This window comes from Halorhodospira sp. 9628 (genome assembly GCF_022228075.1).
Lineage (GTDB): Bacteria > Pseudomonadota > Gammaproteobacteria > Nitrococcales > Halorhodospiraceae > Halorhodospira > Halorhodospira halophila_A.
Genome location: NZ_JAJNRF010000021.1, coordinates 1 through 15,969 on the forward strand (window position 1 = coordinate 1; position 15,969 = coordinate 15,969).

The following is a 15,969-nucleotide window of genomic DNA, read 5'->3' on the forward strand; positions in this document are numbered from 1 at the left end:
GGGGGGGGGGGGGGGGGGGGCGGCGGGGGGGGGGGGGGGGGCCCCCCCCCACGGCCGAGCAACTCAGTAGCGCTGGTGTGAGAGCGGACGCTGCAGGGTACCCTCAACCTCGGCCGCCTTCTCGTCACCGTAGACAACCTCGATCAGGCGCAAGGCGAAGTCCATCGCCGTCCCCGGCCCGCGCGAGGTGATCAGGTTGTCGTCGATGACCACCGCGCTATCCTCCGGCTCAATGCCGTGGCGCTCGAGCTGGGTCGGGAAGGCAGTGGCCCGGCGCCCCTGCAGGACGCCTGCCTCGGCAAGCACGCGCGGGGCAGCGCAGATCGCCGCGATCCAGCCGTCGCTCTCATTCTGCGCCTGCAGCATGCGGACGATGCGGGCGTCACTCTCCAGCCGCTCGGCGCCGCCCAGTCCGCCGGGCAGCACGATCAGGTCGAAGCTCTCCTCGGCGACGCGGTCCAGGTCGGTATCCGGGACCAATTGCACGCCGCGACTGGCGCGCACCGTTCCCGATTCCAGGCCGGCGACCACCACTTCGGCTCCGGCCCGGCGCAGCAGGTCGATCACCGTGACCGCCTCCAGCTCCTCACAGCCTTCGGCCAGCGGAACCAGAACTCGTACACTCATCGTCGATCTCCCTTGATTGGATCGGTGGCCGGTTCATCAACCAGCTCGCCGGCGGGGACGAGAGTCACACCCCGCTCGCGCAGTCCGGGCAATTCCTCCTCCAGCAGATCCAGGGTCTCGGGGTAGGGATGGCCGATGGCGATCACCCCCTGACCCTGTTGCGCCAGGGCCACGAAACGCTCGAACTGCTCGGCGATCACATCGGCATCGCGCTGCGGGTCCAAGAAGACGTGGCGCACGGCGTTATCCACGCCCTGCTCATCGGCCATCCGCTGAGCCACCGAGCGCGCCGAGGTACGACTGTCGATGAAGTACAGATCGTCGCGCGCCGCCAGTTCCTCCATCAACCACGTCATGTGCCCGGGGTGGCGCGTGATGAGGCTGCCCATGTGGTTGTTGACGCCGGCGGCGTGGGGAACCGCCTCCAAGGCACGGGCCACAGTCTCGCGCACCTGCACCTCGTCCATATCGAGGAACAACGCACCGGGGCCAGGATCGGCCCCGTTCTTTGCCTCCATGGGAAGGTGCAGCATCACCTCGCGACCGCGCTCATGGGCGCGCTCGGCCAGGTATCGGCCGTGGGGGGTGTGCGGCAACACCGAGAGCGTCACCCCCGCATCCAGGTCAATGGCGCGCCGCCCCGCGGCCCGGTCGTCGCCGACGTCGTCGATGATCAGCGCCGCCGGCTGGCCGGCCGGCGTCTCCGCCCGCGGTTCGGGGAACGACATCCAGTCTGTGCCCGCCGGCCCATGCGCGGCGAGCGGCGCACCCCAGACCGCCAGGACGCCGGCCGCGAAGAACCCTCGATAACCCTTCGCCATGCTCAACGCCCCTCGAACACGCGCAGCCCCTTGAGCAGGTTCAGCGCCTCGCTCAGGACATAGTCATCCTGGGCCAGCTCCGCCGCCTGCTCGGCGTCATCGGCATCCGCCGGGGTATCCGGAACGACCTCGGCCTCCCGCTCCGCGGCCTCGGCCAGACGCAGCTCCTCGACCACGATATCCGGCTGGATCCCTTCGTCCTGGATCGAGCGGCCCTGCGGGGTGTAGTAGCGGGCCGTGGTCAGTTTCATAGCGGCCCCGCCGAGCGGCATAACGCTCTGTACCGAGCCCTTGCCAAAGCTCGCCCGACCCATGACCACGGCGCGTCGATGATCCTGCAGCGCGCCGGCGACAATCTCCGAGCCCGAGGCCGACCCGCGATTGATCAGCACCACCATCGGGGCACCGCGGGCCCGGTCCACCGGCGTGGCCTCGAAGCTCATGCGCGCCTGGGGCATGCGCCCTTCGGTGTAGACAATCCGCCCCTCGGTGAGAAAGGCATCGGCCACGGCCACCGCCGGATCGAGCACCCCGCCGGGATTGTTGCGCAGATCGAGGATGAGGCCGTGGAGACCGCCGCCGGCCTCATCGAGCAGGCGGTCGAGGGCGGGATAGAGGTCACTGGCGGTGCGCTCCTGGAACTGACTGATGCGCACGTAGCCGTAGCCCGGCTCGAGCATCCGGGCGCGCACGCTCTCCACCTGGATGGTGTCGCGCTCAAGCTCGAAGGTGCGGGTCCGGCCCTCTTCGTCCGTGCGCCGGATGGTCACCTCCACCGCGGTGCCCGGCTCACCGCGCAGACGCTGCACCACATCGTTGAGGCTGTTGCCACGCACGGGCTCACCGTCGATGCGCAGCAGCACGTCACCAGCCTGCAGGCCGGCCCGAGTTGCCGGCGTGTCGTCGATGGGGGCGACCACGCGGATCTCGCCATCCTGCCGGCTGAGTTCCAGCCCGACACCACCAAACTCCCCACGGGTACCCTCGCGAAGCTGCTCGAGTTCGCGCTCGTCGAGGTAGCTCGAGTGGGCATCGAGCTCGGAGAGCATGCCGCGGATGGCGGCGCGGAATAGATCCGCATCCTCCACTTCGTCGACGTAGTCGCGCTTGATCCGGCTGTAGACCTCGGTAAGCAGCTCCAGCTCGGCCATGGGCAGGTCGTCATCGACCTCCGCCGGCGGCGCGGCGGCGGCACCGCCGATACACAGCGCGAGCAGGGCAGCGGCCAGGGTCAGGCTCCAGGATTGCATTGCAGCTCCTTCATCGGGCCGGCGGACTCAGCGTAGCCAGCTCAGCGGATTGCGCGGCTCGGCCCCCTCGCGGATCTCGAAGTAGAGCCCCGGATCCCGACGGCTGCCGCTGTTGCCCACGGTGGCGACCAGGTCACCGGCCTCGACCCACTCGCCGACGTCCACATAGAGCGATTCTGTATGGCCGTAGAGCGTCAGATAGCCATCGCCGTGATCAATAATGGCCAGCAGCCCGTGGCCACGCAACCAATCACTGAAGACCACCCGGCCCGGCGCCACGGCGTGAACCTCATCGCCCGTATCGGCGGCGATCACGACGCCGGTGCGCTGCAGACCACCAGCCCGGGCCTCGCCGAACGCCTCGGCCACCTCGCCCTCCACCGGCCACGGCAGCCGCCCCTGCGCCTCGCTGAAGGCCTCCACCTCGGCAGCCTCTTCCGGCACGTCGGCAAGGCGTTGGCGCAGATCCTCAAGGAGCGCCTCCTGCTCGGCCACCTCGGCCTCCAGGGACTCCGCCTCGGCCCCCCGCTCGGCGATGCGCGCCTCCAGCTGCTCGCGCCGGGCATCGCGCTCGGCGCGTTGCTCGGCCAGGGCCTGGCGCTCCTCGCGCGTCGCCTGCTCCAGGCGTTCAAGCTCGGTCAGTTCGGTGCGGAGCTCCTCGCGCAGGGCCGCCAGACTCTGCAGTTCCGCCATGGCCGCCTCGATGTGCCCGGCCCGCGCCTCGTTGAAGTAGTCGTGGTAGACCAGCAGACGCTGGACTGCGGCCGGGTCCTGCTGGTTGAGCAGCAGGCGCAGGGGATCGTCGCCACCACTGACATAGGCAGCAACGATCTGCCCGGCGAGGGTCTCGCGGTGGCGGCCGAGGCGCTCGGCCTCCGCCTCGTAGTCCTCGCGCAGCTCCGCCACCCGCTCGCGGGCATGGGCGCGCTCCTCACGCAGGCGTTCCAACTCGCGGGCCGCCTCCGAGACCGCCCGCTCCAGCCGCGACAGCTCCTCCTCGACCTCGTCGCGCGCGGCCCGATCCGCCGCAAGCTGCTCCTGGATCGTCTCGAGATCGTCGCGCAGGGCCTCGAGCTGCTCGCGCTCGCTTTCGTAATCCGCCGACGACGCACCGGCGAGCGCCATCAGTACGACACCCATCGCCAGACCTGTGCGCGGTCGCCTTGCGGCCATGCCCTTCTCCACTGCCTTACCACGGATCGCCCATGGTAGCGCGATCACGCCGTCCGGACCTGCAGGCACCGCGGACGGCTGGTATCATCCCCGCCTTGATCCCGGTGACAGAGGCACGGCAGCGTCCATGCAGGAATTCCTCGAATTCGCACAAAACAATTGGGGCCTGGTGCTGGCCTTCGTGCTGATCCTCGGCTGGTGGATCGGCGGAGAGCTCTTCCACTGGTACAGCGGCGTAAAGATGATCGACGCCGAGACCGCCACGCGAATGTACAACCGTGAGTCGGCCCGGTTCATCGACATGCGCCCGCGCAAGGAGTTCGACGGCGGGCACCTGCCTGGCGCCTTTAGCCTGCCCGAGGCCGAGTTCGATCAGCTGATCGACAAGCTGCGCAAAGAGGCCGACGGTGATCCGCCGCTGATCGTCTACGATGATCAGGGGCCGCAGGCGGCACGGGTCGGACGCAAGCTGCGCAAGGCCGGGTTCTCCCGCGTCTACCGGCTCAAGCACGGGCTGCGGGCCTGGCAGGGCAGCGGGTACCCGATGGAGAACGTCAAGAAGGGGTAAGGGACGATGGCAGAGAACAACGGCAACGGCAGCACCGGCGCCACCGACGCGGGTCAGCGGCAGCGCTTCCAGATCGCCAAGATGTACCTGCGCGATGTCTCCTTCGAGGCGCCGAGCGCCCCGGAGGCCTTCCGCGACGAGTGGAAACCGCAGCTGGACGTGGAGCTGGGCACCCGCCACCAGCCACTGGGCGAAAACACCTACGACGTGGTCCTGACCGTCACCGTGACCGCGCGCAACAACGAGCGCACCGCCTACCTCTGCGAGGTCAAGCAGGGCGGGGTGTTCCGCCTCGAGGGCTTCCCTGAGGCCGATATGGAGCGGGTGCTCGGTGCCTACTGCCCCGCGCAGCTCTTCCCCTTCGCGCGAGAGGCGATCAACGACCTGGTGGTCAAGGGCGGATTCCCGCAGCTGCTTCTGGCCCCGGTCAATTTCGAGTCGCTCTACCAGCAGCAGAAGCAGCGCCGTGAGCAGGGCAACGCCGACAGCGCCCCGGCCGGCGAGCAGGACGGGGGGAGGGCGTAACGCCGTGGCGACCATCGCGGTACTGGGCGCCGGGGCCTGGGGCACCGCCCTGGCCTCGGTGCTGGGTCGCAATGGCCACGCGGTTCAGCTTTGGACCCGCGACGCCGAGCACGCCGCGGCGATCAACGCCGAGCGGGTCAACCGCCGCCATCTCCCCGACTGTCCGCTGCCGCAGAGCCTCGCTGCTACGGCCGATCTGGACACGGCCCTCGCCGGTACCGAGTGGCTGCTGATCGCCGTCCCCAGCAGCGCCTTCCGCGGCCTGATCGAGCGCCTTGCGCCCTATCGCCCCGGCAAGGTGGTCTGGGCCACCAAGGGGCTCGAATCGGAGTCCGGCGGCTTCCTGCACGGCGTCGTCGAGGGCGTCCTCGACCCGACCCCCGCTATGGCGGTCATCTCCGGGCCGAGCTTTGCCGCCGAGGTTGGACGCGGCCTGCCCACCGCGATCACCGTAGCGGCCACCGATTCGGACCTGGCCGCCGAGGTCGTCCACGCCTTCCACAACGACCGCTTCCGGCCTTACTCGAGCACCGACATGATCGGCGTCGAGCTCGGCGGGGCGGTGAAGAACGTGCTCGCCGTGGCGACCGGCGTCAGCGACGGACTCGGGCTCGGCGCCAACGCCCGCGCCGCGCTCGTCACCCGGGGGCTGGCCGAGATCTCGCGCCTGGGCGCCGCCCTCGGCGCCGATCCACAGACGCTCATCGGTCTGGCCGGGATGGGGGATCTGCTGCTGACCTGCACCGACGATCAGTCGCGCAACCGGCGCTTCGGCTTCGCCCTGGGGCAGGGGGCCGACGTGGATCGTGCGCTGGCCTCGGTGGGTAGCACCGTCGAAGGCGCACGCACCGCCGCCGAGCTGCACACCCTGGCGGCACGGCACGGGGTGGAGATGCCGATCTGCAACATGGTCTACCGGGTCGTCGGCGGGGATACCCCGCTTGAGCAGGCCGTACGCGAACTCATGGAACGAACGCCCAAGGCGGAGTTCGATGACTGAGCGGCCACCGCCGAGTCAGTCCATGCCGAGTTCCTTGATCTTGCGCGTCAGCGTATTCCGCCCCCAGCCGAGCAGGCGCGCCGCTTCCTGACGGTGGCCGCCGCTGCGGCTCAGCGCGGCACGGATCAGGGCGCGCTCGAAGCGCGGCAGGGCCTCGTCGAGCAGGTGATCCCCGCCACCGTCCAGGGCCTGCTCGGCCCAGCGGGCCAGCGCTGTCTCCCAGTCCCCGCCATCCGCCGCCCCGCCGTCACCACCGCCAGTGCTGCGCGCCCCGCGCAGGTCCGCCGGCAAGTCCTCAGGGACGATCTCCTGGCCGCTGGCCATCACCGTCAGCCAGCGGCAGGTATTCTCCAGCTGCCGGACGTTGCCCGGCCAATCGAGCTGCATCAGCTCGCGCTCGACGTCCGGATGCAGCGCCTTCGGATCAACGTTGAGTTCGCGCGCAGCGGCCGCCAGGAAACGCCGCGCCAGCGCAGGAATGTCCTCGCGCCGCTCGCGCAGCGGCGGCAGCTGGATGCGGATTACGTTCAGGCGGTGGTAGAGATCCTCGCGGAAACGCCCCTCGGCCACGCGCTGCTCCAGATCCTGGTGGGTGGCCGCGATGATGCGCACGTCCACCTTCATCGCAGTGTGGGCGCCCACCCGATAGAACTCCCCGTCGGCAAGCACCCGCAGCAGGCGGGTCTGCAGGTCAGCCGGCATGTCGCCGATCTCGTCGAGGAACAGGGTGCCGCCATCGGCCTGCTCGAAGCGTCCGCGCCGGGTCTGCTGCGCCCCGGTGAACGCGCCCTTCTCATGACCGAAGAGTTCCGACTCCATCAGGTCGTGGGGGATCGCGGCCATGTTCAGGGCCACGAAGGGCCCGCCGGCGCGCGGACTGTGCCGGTGCAGCGCACGCGCCACCAACTCCTTGCCGCTGCCCGATTCACCGGTGAGCAGTACGGTCACGCTTGAGCGGGACAGCCGGCCGATGGCCCGGAAGACCTCCTGCATCGCCGGCGCCTCGCCGAGGATGTCGGCCGAGCCCTCGGTACTGGCTTCCGCGGCCGAACCCCTGCGCCGACTCGCCACAGCGCGGCCAGCCAGATCCACCGCCTCGTCCACGTCGAACGGCTTGGGCAGATACTCAAAGGCGCCGCCCTCGTAGGAGCTGACCGCCGCATCCAGGTCCGAGTAGGCGGTAATCACGATCACCGGCAGCTGCGGCGAGGTGCTCTGTACCCGCTGCAGCAGATCGTGACCGCCGATTCCGGGCATGCGCAGGTCGGTGATCAGCACGTCGGGCTCTTCCCGGTACAGCGCCTCCAGCGCCGCGTCGCCGCTCTCGAAGGTGTGGACCCCAAAGCCGGCGCGGCGCAGCGCCTTCTCCAGCACCCAGCGGATGGAACGGTCGTCGTCCACCACCCATACCTGCGATTCGGCCTCAGTCATTTTCCGTCTCCATGGGCAGCCAGATGGTGAACACCGTACGCCCCGGCTCGCTAACGCACTCGATCAGACCACCGAGGCGACTGATCAAGCTCTGGGCGATGGGCAGGCCCAGGCCCGTGCCCTCGGGGCGCGAGGTGACCATCGGATAGAAGATCTGCTCCTGCTGATCCAGGGGAATCCCCGGTCCGTCGTCGATGATGTCGATGCGGGCCACCAGGCGGTGGGGCTTGTCGGCGATGGTGAACTGGCGCTGTGTGCGCGTGCGCAGGGTGATGGTGCCACCCGGGCCGGCAGCCTGACGGGCGTTGCGCACCAGGTTGAGCACCGCCTGGACCAGATGGTTGTGCTCGGCGCTGACCGGCGGGATGCTGGGATCGTAGTCGCGCTGAAGCACAATCGGGCCACCATCCTCGCGATTCTCGGCGTCCTCGGCGATGACCAGGGAACGGACGCGCTCGAGGACCTCGTGGATGTTCACCCACTCCGCCCGCGCCGGCGCATTGGGGCCGAGCAGGGCATCAACCAGCTGCTGCAGGCGGTCGGCCTCGCGGATGATCACCTGCGTATACTCGCGCTGATCGCGCTCGGGCAGCTCCGCCTCGAGCAGCTGCGCCGCGCCGCGCAGGCCACCGAGCGGATTCTTGATCTCGTGCGCCAGCCCACGTATGAGCTCTTGCACGGCTCGATTCTGCGACAGCAGGTGCTGCTCGCGCGTGATCCGGGCGTGCCGGTCAACCTCGGCGATCTCGATGAGCACCCGATGCGCCGACAGCGGCGTGATGGTGCAGTCGACGGTCACCGGGTGATCGTCGCGCACTGGCAGGCGGCGCTCGCGCTGGGTGTAGGCACCGCCAGTGCGCTGGGTCTGGCGGATGAGTCCCTCGAGCAGCTCCGCACCGCGCAGGGCCGAGGCAAGGGGCTGGCCCAGCACCTGCCGACTGCTAACCCGGAACAACGTCTCGGCGGCGTGGTTAACGTGGAGGATGCGCACCTGATCATCCGCCAACAGCACGGCGGTCGTCAGTTCCTCGAGGATCTGCGAGTGGTCGCGCTCTTGTTCGTCCATGTCCATCCCTGTGCAAAGGCCGGGCCACCCCGACGGTCCCGCGTGGACCCGGTGCGGATGCGCCCATGATCAGGCAACCATTGCACCATCCTGGTGCAATGCAATAAAAAAGGGCGGCAGCCATCCGGCCCCGCCCCATGGATGCAGCATCCGCCCGAAGGGCTCAGACGCTGTAGTACATGTCGAACTCCACCGGATGGGTGGTCATGCGCAGACGGGTGACGTCGTCCATCTTGAGGTCGATGTAGGCGTCGATCAGGTCGTCGGAGAAGACCCCGCCCTGCTTGAGGAACTCCCGATCGTTGTCCAGCGCCTCCAGCGCCTCGTCGAGCTGGAAGGCGACCTTGGGGATCTCCTTCTCCTCCTCCGGCGGCAGGTCGTAGAGGTCCTTGTCCATCGCCTCGCCGGGGTGGATCTTGTTGCGGATGCCGTCGAGACCGGCCATCAGCATGGCGGCGAAGGTCAGGTACGGGTTACCGGTGGGATCCGGGAAGCGTACCTCGATACGCCGCGCCTTGGGGTTGGCCACGTAGGGCACCCGCACCGAAGCGGAGCGGTTGCGCGCCGAGTAGGCGAGCAGCACCGGCGCCTCGAAGCCCGGCACCAGGCGCTTGTAGCTGTTGGTCGAGGCGTTGGCGAAGGCATTGATCGCCTTGGCGTGCTTGATGATCCCGCCGATGTAGTAAAGCGCCTCCTCAGAGAGACCGCCGTACTGGTCGCCGGCGAAGATGTTGTTACCGCCCTTGGAAATCGACTGGTGGACGTGCATACCGCTGCCGTTGTCACCCACCAGGGGCTTGGGCATGAAGGTGGCGGTCTTGCCGTAGGCGTGGGCAACGTTGTGCACGCAGTACTTGAGCGTCTGCAGCTCGTCGGCCTTCTTGACCAAGGTGCGGGCGGCGACACCGATCTCGCACTGCCCGGCGGTGGCCACCTCGTGGTGGTGGACCTCCGGCTCCAGGCCCATCTCTTCCATGGCCTGGCACATGGCAGCGCGGATGTCGTGCAGCGAGTCCACCGGCGGGACCGGGAAGTAACCGCCCTTCACGCCGGGGCGGTGGCCGATGTTGCCATCCTTGTAGACCCGCTCGGAGTTCCAACCGGCTTCCTCCGAGTCAATCTTGTAGAAGGTGCCGCTCATGTCGGCGCCCCAGCGGACATCGTCGAAGACAAAGAACTCCGGCTCGGGACCGAACAGCGCGGTGTCCCCCAAACCGGTGGAGGCCAAATACGCCTCGGCGCGCCGGGCCACCGAGCGCGGATCGCGGTCGTAGCCCTGCAAGGTGCTCGGCTCGAGGATGTCGCAGACCAGGTTCAGGGTGGGCTCATCGTAGAAGGGGTCGAGGGTCGCGGAGTCGGGATCAGGGAGCATGATCATGTCCGACTCCTGGATCCCCTTCCAGCCCTGGATCGAGGAGCCGTCGAACATGGAGCCGTGCTCGAACAGATCCTCGTCGACCTGGGAGGCGGGCAAGGTCACGTGCATCTCCTTGCCGCGAGTGTCGGTAAAGCGAAGGTCGACGAATTTGACGTCTTCGTCCTCGATCAGCTTGAGGACATCTTCTCCGGTACGCGCCATAAGCTCACAGCCTCTGCGTGGGAAACAATGGGGCGGGGCGTGCGCCCGGAGGGTGCATCAACCCCGCAGCCGCGCCTTATTGTGGGGCATTTCGCGCCCCGACGCACCTGTGGCGTGGTGCTACGGCCGGCATGGGCTTCACGCCCCACCGACCCGGATGCGGATCCGGTGCTCATCGCCGCTGGGCTCGGTGGCGATGACCTCATGACCGTGGACCCGGCACCAGGCCGGGATGTCCTCGAGGGCACCAGGGTCGGTGACCACCACCTCCAGCTCATCGCCGGCGACCAATCGTGCCACCTGGGCCTGGGTGCGGATCACCGGCAGCGGGCAAAGCAGATGGCGGCAGTCGAGCTCGTTATCCGTCGCCATGATCGCCTCCCACGTACCACGCGTCGGGAACATTCTCCGGCGCCATCGGAGGCACGGCGAGCGATTGCACGTTGCCCTCGGTATCCTCGAGTTCCAGATCGACTCGTTCGGCATTCCGCCCGGAAGAGTAACGAGCCACCAACCGTGCCGCCAGCTCCAGGTCGTGCTCGTCCCAGGTGCCGTCGATCAACGCCACCGGACCGCCGTGGCTGATCGTGCGCAGGTGCGGATAGCGGCGCTTGTAGCCCTGCAGAAAGCGGGTCTCACCGGCCTCACGGGCGATGATGAGCTTGAAGTGCTCGCGCGGGCGCAGATGACGCCCCACCTTGAGTAGCATGATGTCGTCCAGGTCGTACTCACGGGAACCGCGCGCCTGCCAAAGATCGGCCAGCTTGGCCGAGTAGCTGGCATCGGTCAGAAAACAGCAGCCGCCGGCGGGCTGCGCCCAGGCCTCGATGCCCAGGCTGCGCGCCAGCGCGAACTGGGGCTTGCGCGAGCGGCCATGAAGGTCGTGGAGGCGCTCACGATCCACCCAGCCCTCGCGCTCGGGCCGCGTCGGCTCCAGAAGCTTCGCCGAGAGCGGACGCAGGAGCAGGTCCTCGACCTCGGCATCCCGGGTGATCACCGGCAGCTTGTCCCGGGTCTGGGACTTGGGCCGCTGGCCGATCACCTCGCCGGTGACGATGAAATCGAAGCCGTTGGCCTCGATCCACTCGCGGGCCTTGCGCACCATGAACACCTTGCAGTCCAGGCAAGGATTGAGATTAGCGCCGTAGCCGTAGCGGGGGTTGGTGAGGACCTCCTTGTACTCCTCGATGACATCGACGATGTGTAGCGGCATACCCAGCTGCTCGGCCACCCACAGGGCGTTGTTGCGCTTGGGCCGTTGCTGATCCTTGCTGCGAATGGCGTGGGTGTGGCCCTCGACGCAGAAGCCGGTGTAGAAATTGATCCCCTCCACGTGGACACCCTGGTCCTGGACCACGCGGGCGGCCAGCATGGAATCGAGACCCCCGGAGATGAGCGCGACGGCTTTCGGTTGCTCGGGCATGACACGCAACTGTATCGGAGTGGAGGGAGAATTCTACCAAAACGGCCGTTGAGCCCGTGCAAGTGCCCGGACCGGATCGCTATACTGCGCCGCTACTGCGCACTAAGCCGACGGGATCAACGGAGGCGAGCTTGGCCGAGCTACCGCGGGATTTTCAGGAACTCATCCTCAACCTGCAGCAGTACTGGGCCCGACAGGGCTGCGTGGTGCTGCAGCCACTGGATATGGAAGTGGGCGCGGGGACCTTCCACCCGGCGACCTTCCTGCGCGCCGTGGGCCCCGAGCCCTGGCACGCCGCCTACGTCCAGCCGTCACGCCGGCCTACGGACGGGCGCTACGGTGACAACCCCAACCGCCTGCAGCATTACTATCAGTTCCAGGTGGTTCTTAAGCCGTCGCCGGCGGATTTTCAGGAGCGCTACCTCGGCTCGCTGGAGCAGCTCGGCATCGACCCGCAGATCCACGACATCCGCTTCGTCGAGGACGACTGGGAGTCACCGACCCTCGGGGCCTGGGGCCTGGGCTGGGAGGTCTGGCTCAACGGCATGGAGATCACCCAGTTCACCTATTTCCAACAGGTGGGCGGACTCGACTGCCGGCCAGTGATGGGCGAGATCACCTACGGGCTCGAGCGCATCGCCATGTATCTGCAGAACGTGGAGAGCGTCTACGACCTGATTTGGACGCACACCGATGCGGGGCCGGTCACCTACGGCGACGTCTTCCTGCAGAACGAGCGCGAGCAGTCGGCATACAACTTCGAGCAGGCCCCCGTGGAGGCGCTGCTCGAGGCCTTTCGGCACCAGGAACAGGAGTGCCAACGCCTGGTCGAGGTAGGGCTGCCGCTGCCGGCCTACGAGCAGGTCCTGAAGGCCTCGCACACCTTCAACCTGCTCGACGCACGGGGCGCCATCTCGGTCACCGAGCGCCAGGGCTACATCCTGCGGGTGCGCAATCTGGCCCGCACCGTGGCGCAGGGCTACTACCAGTCGCGCGAGGAGCTTGGCTTTCCGCTGCTGCAGGATAAGGAGTCCACCCATGGCTGAACGCCGCCCCCTGCTCATCGAAATCGGTACCGAGGAACTGCCGCCGAAGGCCCTGCAGCGGCTGATGACCGCCTTCCGGGATGACCTCGCCGGCGCCCTGGAGGAGCAGCGCCTGCAGCCGCAGGGGGTGCAGGCGTTCGCCACCCCGCGGCGACTGGCGGTGCGCATTGAGGCCGTGGACACCCGCCAGGCCGATGAACGGATCGAGCGGCTCGGGCCCCGGCTTGACGCCGCCCAAGATGCCGATGGCAATCCCACCAAGGCTGCAGAGGGGTTTGCGCGCTCCTGCGGCGTCAGCGTCGAAGACCTGGAGAGCGTTGACACCGACAAGGGCCCACGGCTGGTCTGGCGCGGGGTCCAACCGGGCGAGGCCGCCGAGGCGATCATCCCCGGGCTGGTGGAGACCGCGCTCGGAAGACTGCCGATTCCCAAGCGCATGCGCTGGGGCAGCGGCGAGGTCGAGTTCGTACGGCCCATCCACTGGACGGTGGCGCTGCTCGGCGAGGCGGTGATCCCCGGTAGCATTCTCGGCATTCCCACCGGGCGGACCACATATGGCCACCGCTTCCACGGCCGGGGTCGCAGCGGGATCGACCTCCCCGAGCCCGGCGTCTACGAGCAATTGCTCGAGGAGCAAGGACGGGTCGTGGCGGACTTCGCCGATCGTCGGCGTCGCGTCGAGGCGGGTGTGCGCCAGGAGGCCGAGCGTGCCGGCGGCACACCGGTGGGTGACGAGGCGCTACTCGACGAGGTGACGGGCCTTGTGGAGTGGCCGGTGGCACTCTCCGGCGACTTCGACCAACGCTTCTTGGCGATGCCCGAAGAGGCCCTCATCTCCAGCATGCAGGGACACCAACGCTGCTTCCCGGTGCGCGGTGCCGAGGGCCGACTGCTGGCAAGCTTCATCACGGTGGCCAACATCGACAGCCGCGACCCGCAGCAGGTCCGCCACGGCAATGAACGGGTGATCCGGCCCCGCCTGGCGGACGCCGAGTTCTTCTGGCGGCAGGACCGGCGCCTGCCCCTGGGCGAGCGGCTCGAGCAGCTGCAGCACGTAGTCTTCCACCGCCGCCTGGGCGATCTGCGCGCACGCAGCGAGCGAATCAGCCGTCTGGCGGAGCGGGTCACCGGGCAGATCGGTGCGGATGCCGATGCGGCAGGCCGCGCCGGGCTGCTGGCCAAGTGCGATCTCGTCACCGAGATGGTCGACGAGTTCCCTGAGCTGCAGGGGATCATGGGTGGCCACTACGCGCGGGCCGACGGCGAGGGCGAGGCCGTGGCGGCGGCCATCGGCGCCCACTATCGGCCGGCCTTTGCCGGTGATGCCCTGCCTCACACGCCGGAGGGGCAGGCTGTCAGCATCGCCGACCGCATCGATACCCTAGTCGGCATCTTCGCCGCCGACGGCCCGCCCTCGGCGGACAAAGATCCCTTCGGCTTGCGCCGGGCGGCCATCGGCCTGCTCCGCTGCCTGATCGAGGGCGGCCATGACCTCTCGCTGCGCGAGCTGCTGGACACCGCCGCCGGGATGATCGCCGACGAGTGCGGGGTGGCGACCGACGGCATCGCCGAACAGGTCGCTGGCTTCTGTCACGAGCGGCTCCGGGGCTACTACGCCGAGCGGGGCTACGCCGCCGAGGTGTTCGAGGCGGTGGCCGCCGTCGAACCGGCTTCGCCTCTGGATTTCCACCGCCGCCTGGCGGCCTGTTCGGCGTTCCGCGAGCGCGCCGAAGCACAGACCCTGGGCGAGGCGAACAAGCGCATCGGCAATATCCTGCGCCGTGCCGGACTCGATCCTCAAACGCGGCCGGAGGCCGTGGCCGCCGGCGATGAGCCGGCCGAACAGGCACTGGCCGAGGCCCTGCGGGGGGCGTGGGCGGAGGCTCAGCCATGCATCGAAGCGGCCGATTACGGCGCAGCGCTCACCGCTCTGGCAGGCCTGCACGAGCCCGTCGACCGATTCTTCACTGATGTCATGGTGATGGCCGACGACGAAGCGGTGCGCCAGCGCCGGCTGGAGCTCCTCGGGGCCGTCCGGCACGCCTTCCGCGCGGTGGCCGACCTCTCCCACCTGCCGGGCTGAAGCCGCCGTTATGCCGTGGCTCATCCTGGATCGGGACGGTGTCATCAATCGCGACTCCGAGGCCTTCATCCGGACCCCGCAGGAGTGGGTACCGATCCCCGGCAGCATCGAGGCCATGGCCCGGCTCAGCCGGGCCGGCTGGCGGGTGGCCATCGCTACGAACCAGTCCGGTCTGGCCCGGGGACTGTTCGACGCAGCGACCCTGGAAGCCATCCACGCTAAGCTCGAGCAGGCCGTCTCTGCAGCCGGCGGCTGTATCGACGCGCTAGCGTACTGCCCGCACGGTCCTGGGGACGGGTGTACCTGTCGCAAGCCGGCCCCCGGACTGTACCGCGAACTGGCCGAACGGCTGGAGGAGCGGCTCGAGGGCGTACCCGTGATCGGCGACTCGGCGCGGGACCTGGAGGCCGCCGCCGCGGTCGGCGCACGACCGATCTTGGTACGCACCGGCAAGGGCGAGGAAACGTTGGCGCGGGGCGGGCTGCCGCCGGGGACGGAGATCCACGCCGACCTGGCCGCAGCGGCGGCGCGTCTGCTCGAGGAGGAGGAACCATGACAATCAAGGGCGGCACTCCACGCGAGTGGCTGGGCAGCAGCCTACACCTGGCCTTGATGGCTGTCACCGCCCCGATCTGGACCGTGCTGGGGCTGCTTACGTATCCCCTCGGCTACCGGTCGCGCTACCGCTTTCTTAGCGCCTGGGGGCTGGTGGTCATCGAGTCGGCGCGCTGGTTGTGCAGCCTCGATTATCGGGTGCAGGGACTGGAGAACCGCCCCGAGGGAGCCGCGGTGGTCATGGCCAAGCACCAATCGGCGTGGGAGACGCTAGCCCTACTGAAGTGGTTCTCGCCGCAGACGTGGGTGCTCAAGGAGTCATTGCTGCGCATCCCATTCTTCGGCTGGGGACTGCGGCTGCTCGAGCCGATCGCCATCGACCGCCAAGCCCGCGGCACCGCACGGCAACAGGTGATCGAACAGGGCACGGATCGGCTGCGGCGCGGGCGCTGGGTCATTATCTTCCCGGAAGGAACCCGGATCCCGCCAGGGCAGAAGGGCCGCTACCGCAGTGGCGGTGCCGAGCTGGCCATCCGGGCCGGGGTCCCGGTGGTGCCGGTGGCGCACAATGCCGGCTCGTTCTGGGGCCGTAACAGCCCGCTGCGGCGCAGCGGGCGAATCGAGGTTGTCATCGGTCCCCCTGTGGCCACCCAGGGCCGCAGCGCCGAGGAAATCACCGCGGAGGTCGAGGCCTGGATCGAGCGGCAGATGGTGGAGCTGGAGGGCCGGCCCCCGGACGGATAACCGCGCCGGGGGCGGCAACGCCCCGGCGGGGGCGCCCCCCCCGGGGGGGGGGGGGGGGGGGGGGGGGGGTGGGGGGGG

Annotated in this window: 16 protein-coding genes; 7 read left to right on the forward strand and 9 right to left on the reverse strand. The window is 68.8% G+C overall.

Annotation, left to right across the window (positions count from 1 at the left end; all coding sequences use genetic code 11):
• Positions 1-63 precede the first annotated feature (63 nt).
• The 4 genes from LRG10_RS12870 to LRG10_RS12885 are packed head-to-tail and all read right to left on the reverse strand — an operon-like array spanning position 64 to position 3,871.
• A complete protein-coding gene (locus LRG10_RS12870; protein ID WP_201170168.1) occupies positions 64-627 on the reverse strand; it encodes a DJ-1 family glyoxalase III in 564 nt (187 codons plus the stop codon).
• Positions 624-1,448 (reverse strand): divergent polysaccharide deacetylase family protein, encoded by an 825-nt coding sequence (locus LRG10_RS12875; protein ID WP_201170170.1) that lies wholly within the window; start codon positions 1,446-1,448, stop codon positions 624-626. Before LRG10_RS12875 ends, LRG10_RS12870 begins: the two co-directional genes overlap by 4 nt.
• A gap of 2 nt (positions 1,449-1,450) precedes the next feature.
• The gene (locus tag LRG10_RS12880; RefSeq protein WP_201170172.1) at positions 1,451-2,698 is read right to left on the reverse strand and encodes a S41 family peptidase; all 1,248 of its coding nucleotides are present in this window, start codon (positions 2,696-2,698) and stop codon (positions 1,451-1,453) included.
• A 27-nt stretch (positions 2,699-2,725) separates the two neighbouring features.
• Entirely contained in the window at positions 2,726-3,871 is a 1,146-nt protein-coding gene (locus tag LRG10_RS12885) for a murein hydrolase activator EnvC (RefSeq protein ID WP_201170175.1), read from the reverse strand.
• Between the two features lie 127 nt (positions 3,872-3,998).
• Here LRG10_RS12885 and LRG10_RS12890 point away from each other — a divergent pair, with 127 nt between their 5' ends.
• The 3 genes from LRG10_RS12890 to LRG10_RS12900 are packed head-to-tail and all read left to right on the forward strand — an operon-like array spanning position 3,999 to position 5,964.
• Positions 3,999-4,439, forward strand: coding sequence for a rhodanese-like domain-containing protein (locus LRG10_RS12890; protein WP_201170178.1), 441 nt, complete (start codon positions 3,999-4,001; stop codon positions 4,437-4,439).
• 6 nt (positions 4,440-4,445) lie between these two features.
• Positions 4,446-4,964, forward strand: a complete 519-nt coding sequence (gene secB / locus LRG10_RS12895) for a protein-export chaperone SecB (protein WP_201170181.1) — start codon at positions 4,446-4,448, stop codon at positions 4,962-4,964.
• Positions 4,965-4,968: 4 nt separating this feature from the next.
• Complete coding sequence (locus LRG10_RS12900; RefSeq protein WP_201170184.1) at positions 4,969-5,964, forward strand: NAD(P)H-dependent glycerol-3-phosphate dehydrogenase; 996 nt, start codon at positions 4,969-4,971, stop codon at positions 5,962-5,964.
• Positions 5,965-5,979: 15 nt separating this feature from the next.
• Here the strand turns inward: LRG10_RS12900 and glnG are convergent, their stop codons facing one another.
• From glnG to LRG10_RS12925, 5 genes are all read right to left on the reverse strand, one after another.
• Positions 5,980-7,395, reverse strand: a complete 1,416-nt coding sequence (gene glnG, locus LRG10_RS12905; RefSeq protein WP_201170186.1) for a nitrogen regulation protein NR(I) — start codon at positions 7,393-7,395, stop codon at positions 5,980-5,982.
• A complete protein-coding gene (glnL, locus tag LRG10_RS12910) occupies positions 7,388-8,461 on the reverse strand; it encodes a nitrogen regulation protein NR(II) (RefSeq protein WP_238635774.1) in 1,074 nt (357 codons plus the stop codon). Before glnL ends, glnG begins: the two co-directional genes overlap by 8 nt.
• A gap of 163 nt (positions 8,462-8,624) precedes the next feature.
• Complete coding sequence (gene glnA, locus LRG10_RS12915; protein ID WP_201170191.1) at positions 8,625-10,040, reverse strand: glutamate--ammonia ligase; 1,416 nt, start codon at positions 10,038-10,040, stop codon at positions 8,625-8,627.
• A 138-nt stretch (positions 10,041-10,178) separates the two neighbouring features.
• Positions 10,179-10,412, reverse strand: coding sequence for a sulfurtransferase TusA family protein (locus LRG10_RS12920; RefSeq protein ID WP_201170193.1), 234 nt, complete (start codon positions 10,410-10,412; stop codon positions 10,179-10,181).
• On the reverse strand, positions 10,399-11,463 hold the full coding sequence (locus LRG10_RS12925; protein ID WP_201170195.1) for a tRNA (5-methylaminomethyl-2-thiouridylate)-methyltransferase: 1,065 nt from the start codon (positions 11,461-11,463) through the stop codon (positions 10,399-10,401). The genes LRG10_RS12920 and LRG10_RS12925 overlap by 14 nt, the downstream gene beginning before the upstream one ends.
• Positions 11,464-11,594: 131 nt before the next feature.
• On the opposite strand from LRG10_RS12925, the gene glyQ reads away from it, so the two are divergent.
• From glyQ to LRG10_RS12945, 4 genes are read left to right on the forward strand one after another with little or no spacing between them, the layout of a single operon-like run.
• Positions 11,595-12,509 carry a glycine--tRNA ligase subunit alpha gene (gene glyQ, locus LRG10_RS12930; RefSeq protein WP_201242137.1) on the forward strand — a complete coding sequence of 305 codons (915 nt, stop codon included), beginning with the start codon at positions 11,595-11,597 and terminating at the stop codon, positions 12,507-12,509.
• A complete protein-coding gene (glyS, locus tag LRG10_RS12935; RefSeq protein WP_201242136.1) occupies positions 12,502-14,592 on the forward strand; it encodes a glycine--tRNA ligase subunit beta in 2,091 nt (696 codons plus the stop codon). The genes glyQ and glyS overlap by 8 nt, the downstream gene beginning before the upstream one ends.
• Before the next feature lie 10 nt (positions 14,593-14,602).
• A complete protein-coding gene (gmhB, locus tag LRG10_RS12940) occupies positions 14,603-15,148 on the forward strand; it encodes a D-glycero-beta-D-manno-heptose 1,7-bisphosphate 7-phosphatase (RefSeq protein WP_201170203.1) in 546 nt (181 codons plus the stop codon).
• Positions 15,145-15,891, forward strand: coding sequence for a 1-acyl-sn-glycerol-3-phosphate acyltransferase (locus LRG10_RS12945; protein WP_238634193.1), 747 nt, complete (start codon positions 15,145-15,147; stop codon positions 15,889-15,891). Before gmhB ends, LRG10_RS12945 begins: the two co-directional genes overlap by 4 nt.
• The last annotated feature ends 78 nt before the right edge of the window (positions 15,892-15,969 follow it).

What these genes read in the sequence shown, in the direction of transcription:
- LRG10_RS12885 (WP_201170175.1), bottom strand. Translation starts at nt 3,871, where the DNA reads ATGGCCGCAAGGCGACCGCGCACAGGTCTGGCGATGGGTGTCGTACTG.
- LRG10_RS12920 (WP_201170193.1), bottom strand. Translation starts at nt 10,412, where the DNA reads ATGGCGACGGATAACGAGCTCGACTGCCGCCATCTGCTTTGCCCGCTG.
- glnG (WP_201170186.1), bottom strand. Translation starts at nt 7,395, where the DNA reads ATGACTGAGGCCGAATCGCAGGTATGGGTGGTGGACGACGACCGTTCC.
- LRG10_RS12875 (WP_201170170.1), bottom strand. Translation starts at nt 1,448, where the DNA reads ATGGCGAAGGGTTATCGAGGGTTCTTCGCGGCCGGCGTCCTGGCGGTC.
- glnA (WP_201170191.1), bottom strand. Translation starts at nt 10,040, where the DNA reads ATGGCGCGTACCGGAGAAGATGTCCTCAAGCTGATCGAGGACGAAGAC.
- secB (WP_201170181.1), top strand. Translation starts at nt 4,446, where the DNA reads ATGGCAGAGAACAACGGCAACGGCAGCACCGGCGCCACCGACGCGGGT.
- glnL (WP_238635774.1), bottom strand. Translation starts at nt 8,461, where the DNA reads ATGGACGAACAAGAGCGCGACCACTCGCAGATCCTCGAGGAACTGACG.
- LRG10_RS12880 (WP_201170172.1), bottom strand. Translation starts at nt 2,698, where the DNA reads ATGCAATCCTGGAGCCTGACCCTGGCCGCTGCCCTGCTCGCGCTGTGT.
- LRG10_RS12925 (WP_201170195.1), bottom strand. Translation starts at nt 11,463, where the DNA reads ATGCCCGAGCAACCGAAAGCCGTCGCGCTCATCTCCGGGGGTCTCGAT.
- gmhB (WP_201170203.1), top strand. Translation starts at nt 14,603, where the DNA reads ATGCCGTGGCTCATCCTGGATCGGGACGGTGTCATCAATCGCGACTCC.
- glyS (WP_201242136.1), top strand. Translation starts at nt 12,502, where the DNA reads ATGGCTGAACGCCGCCCCCTGCTCATCGAAATCGGTACCGAGGAACTG.
- LRG10_RS12945 (WP_238634193.1), top strand. Translation starts at nt 15,145, where the DNA reads ATGACAATCAAGGGCGGCACTCCACGCGAGTGGCTGGGCAGCAGCCTA.
- LRG10_RS12890 (WP_201170178.1), top strand. Translation starts at nt 3,999, where the DNA reads ATGCAGGAATTCCTCGAATTCGCACAAAACAATTGGGGCCTGGTGCTG.
- LRG10_RS12870 (WP_201170168.1), bottom strand. Translation starts at nt 627, where the DNA reads ATGAGTGTACGAGTTCTGGTTCCGCTGGCCGAAGGCTGTGAGGAGCTG.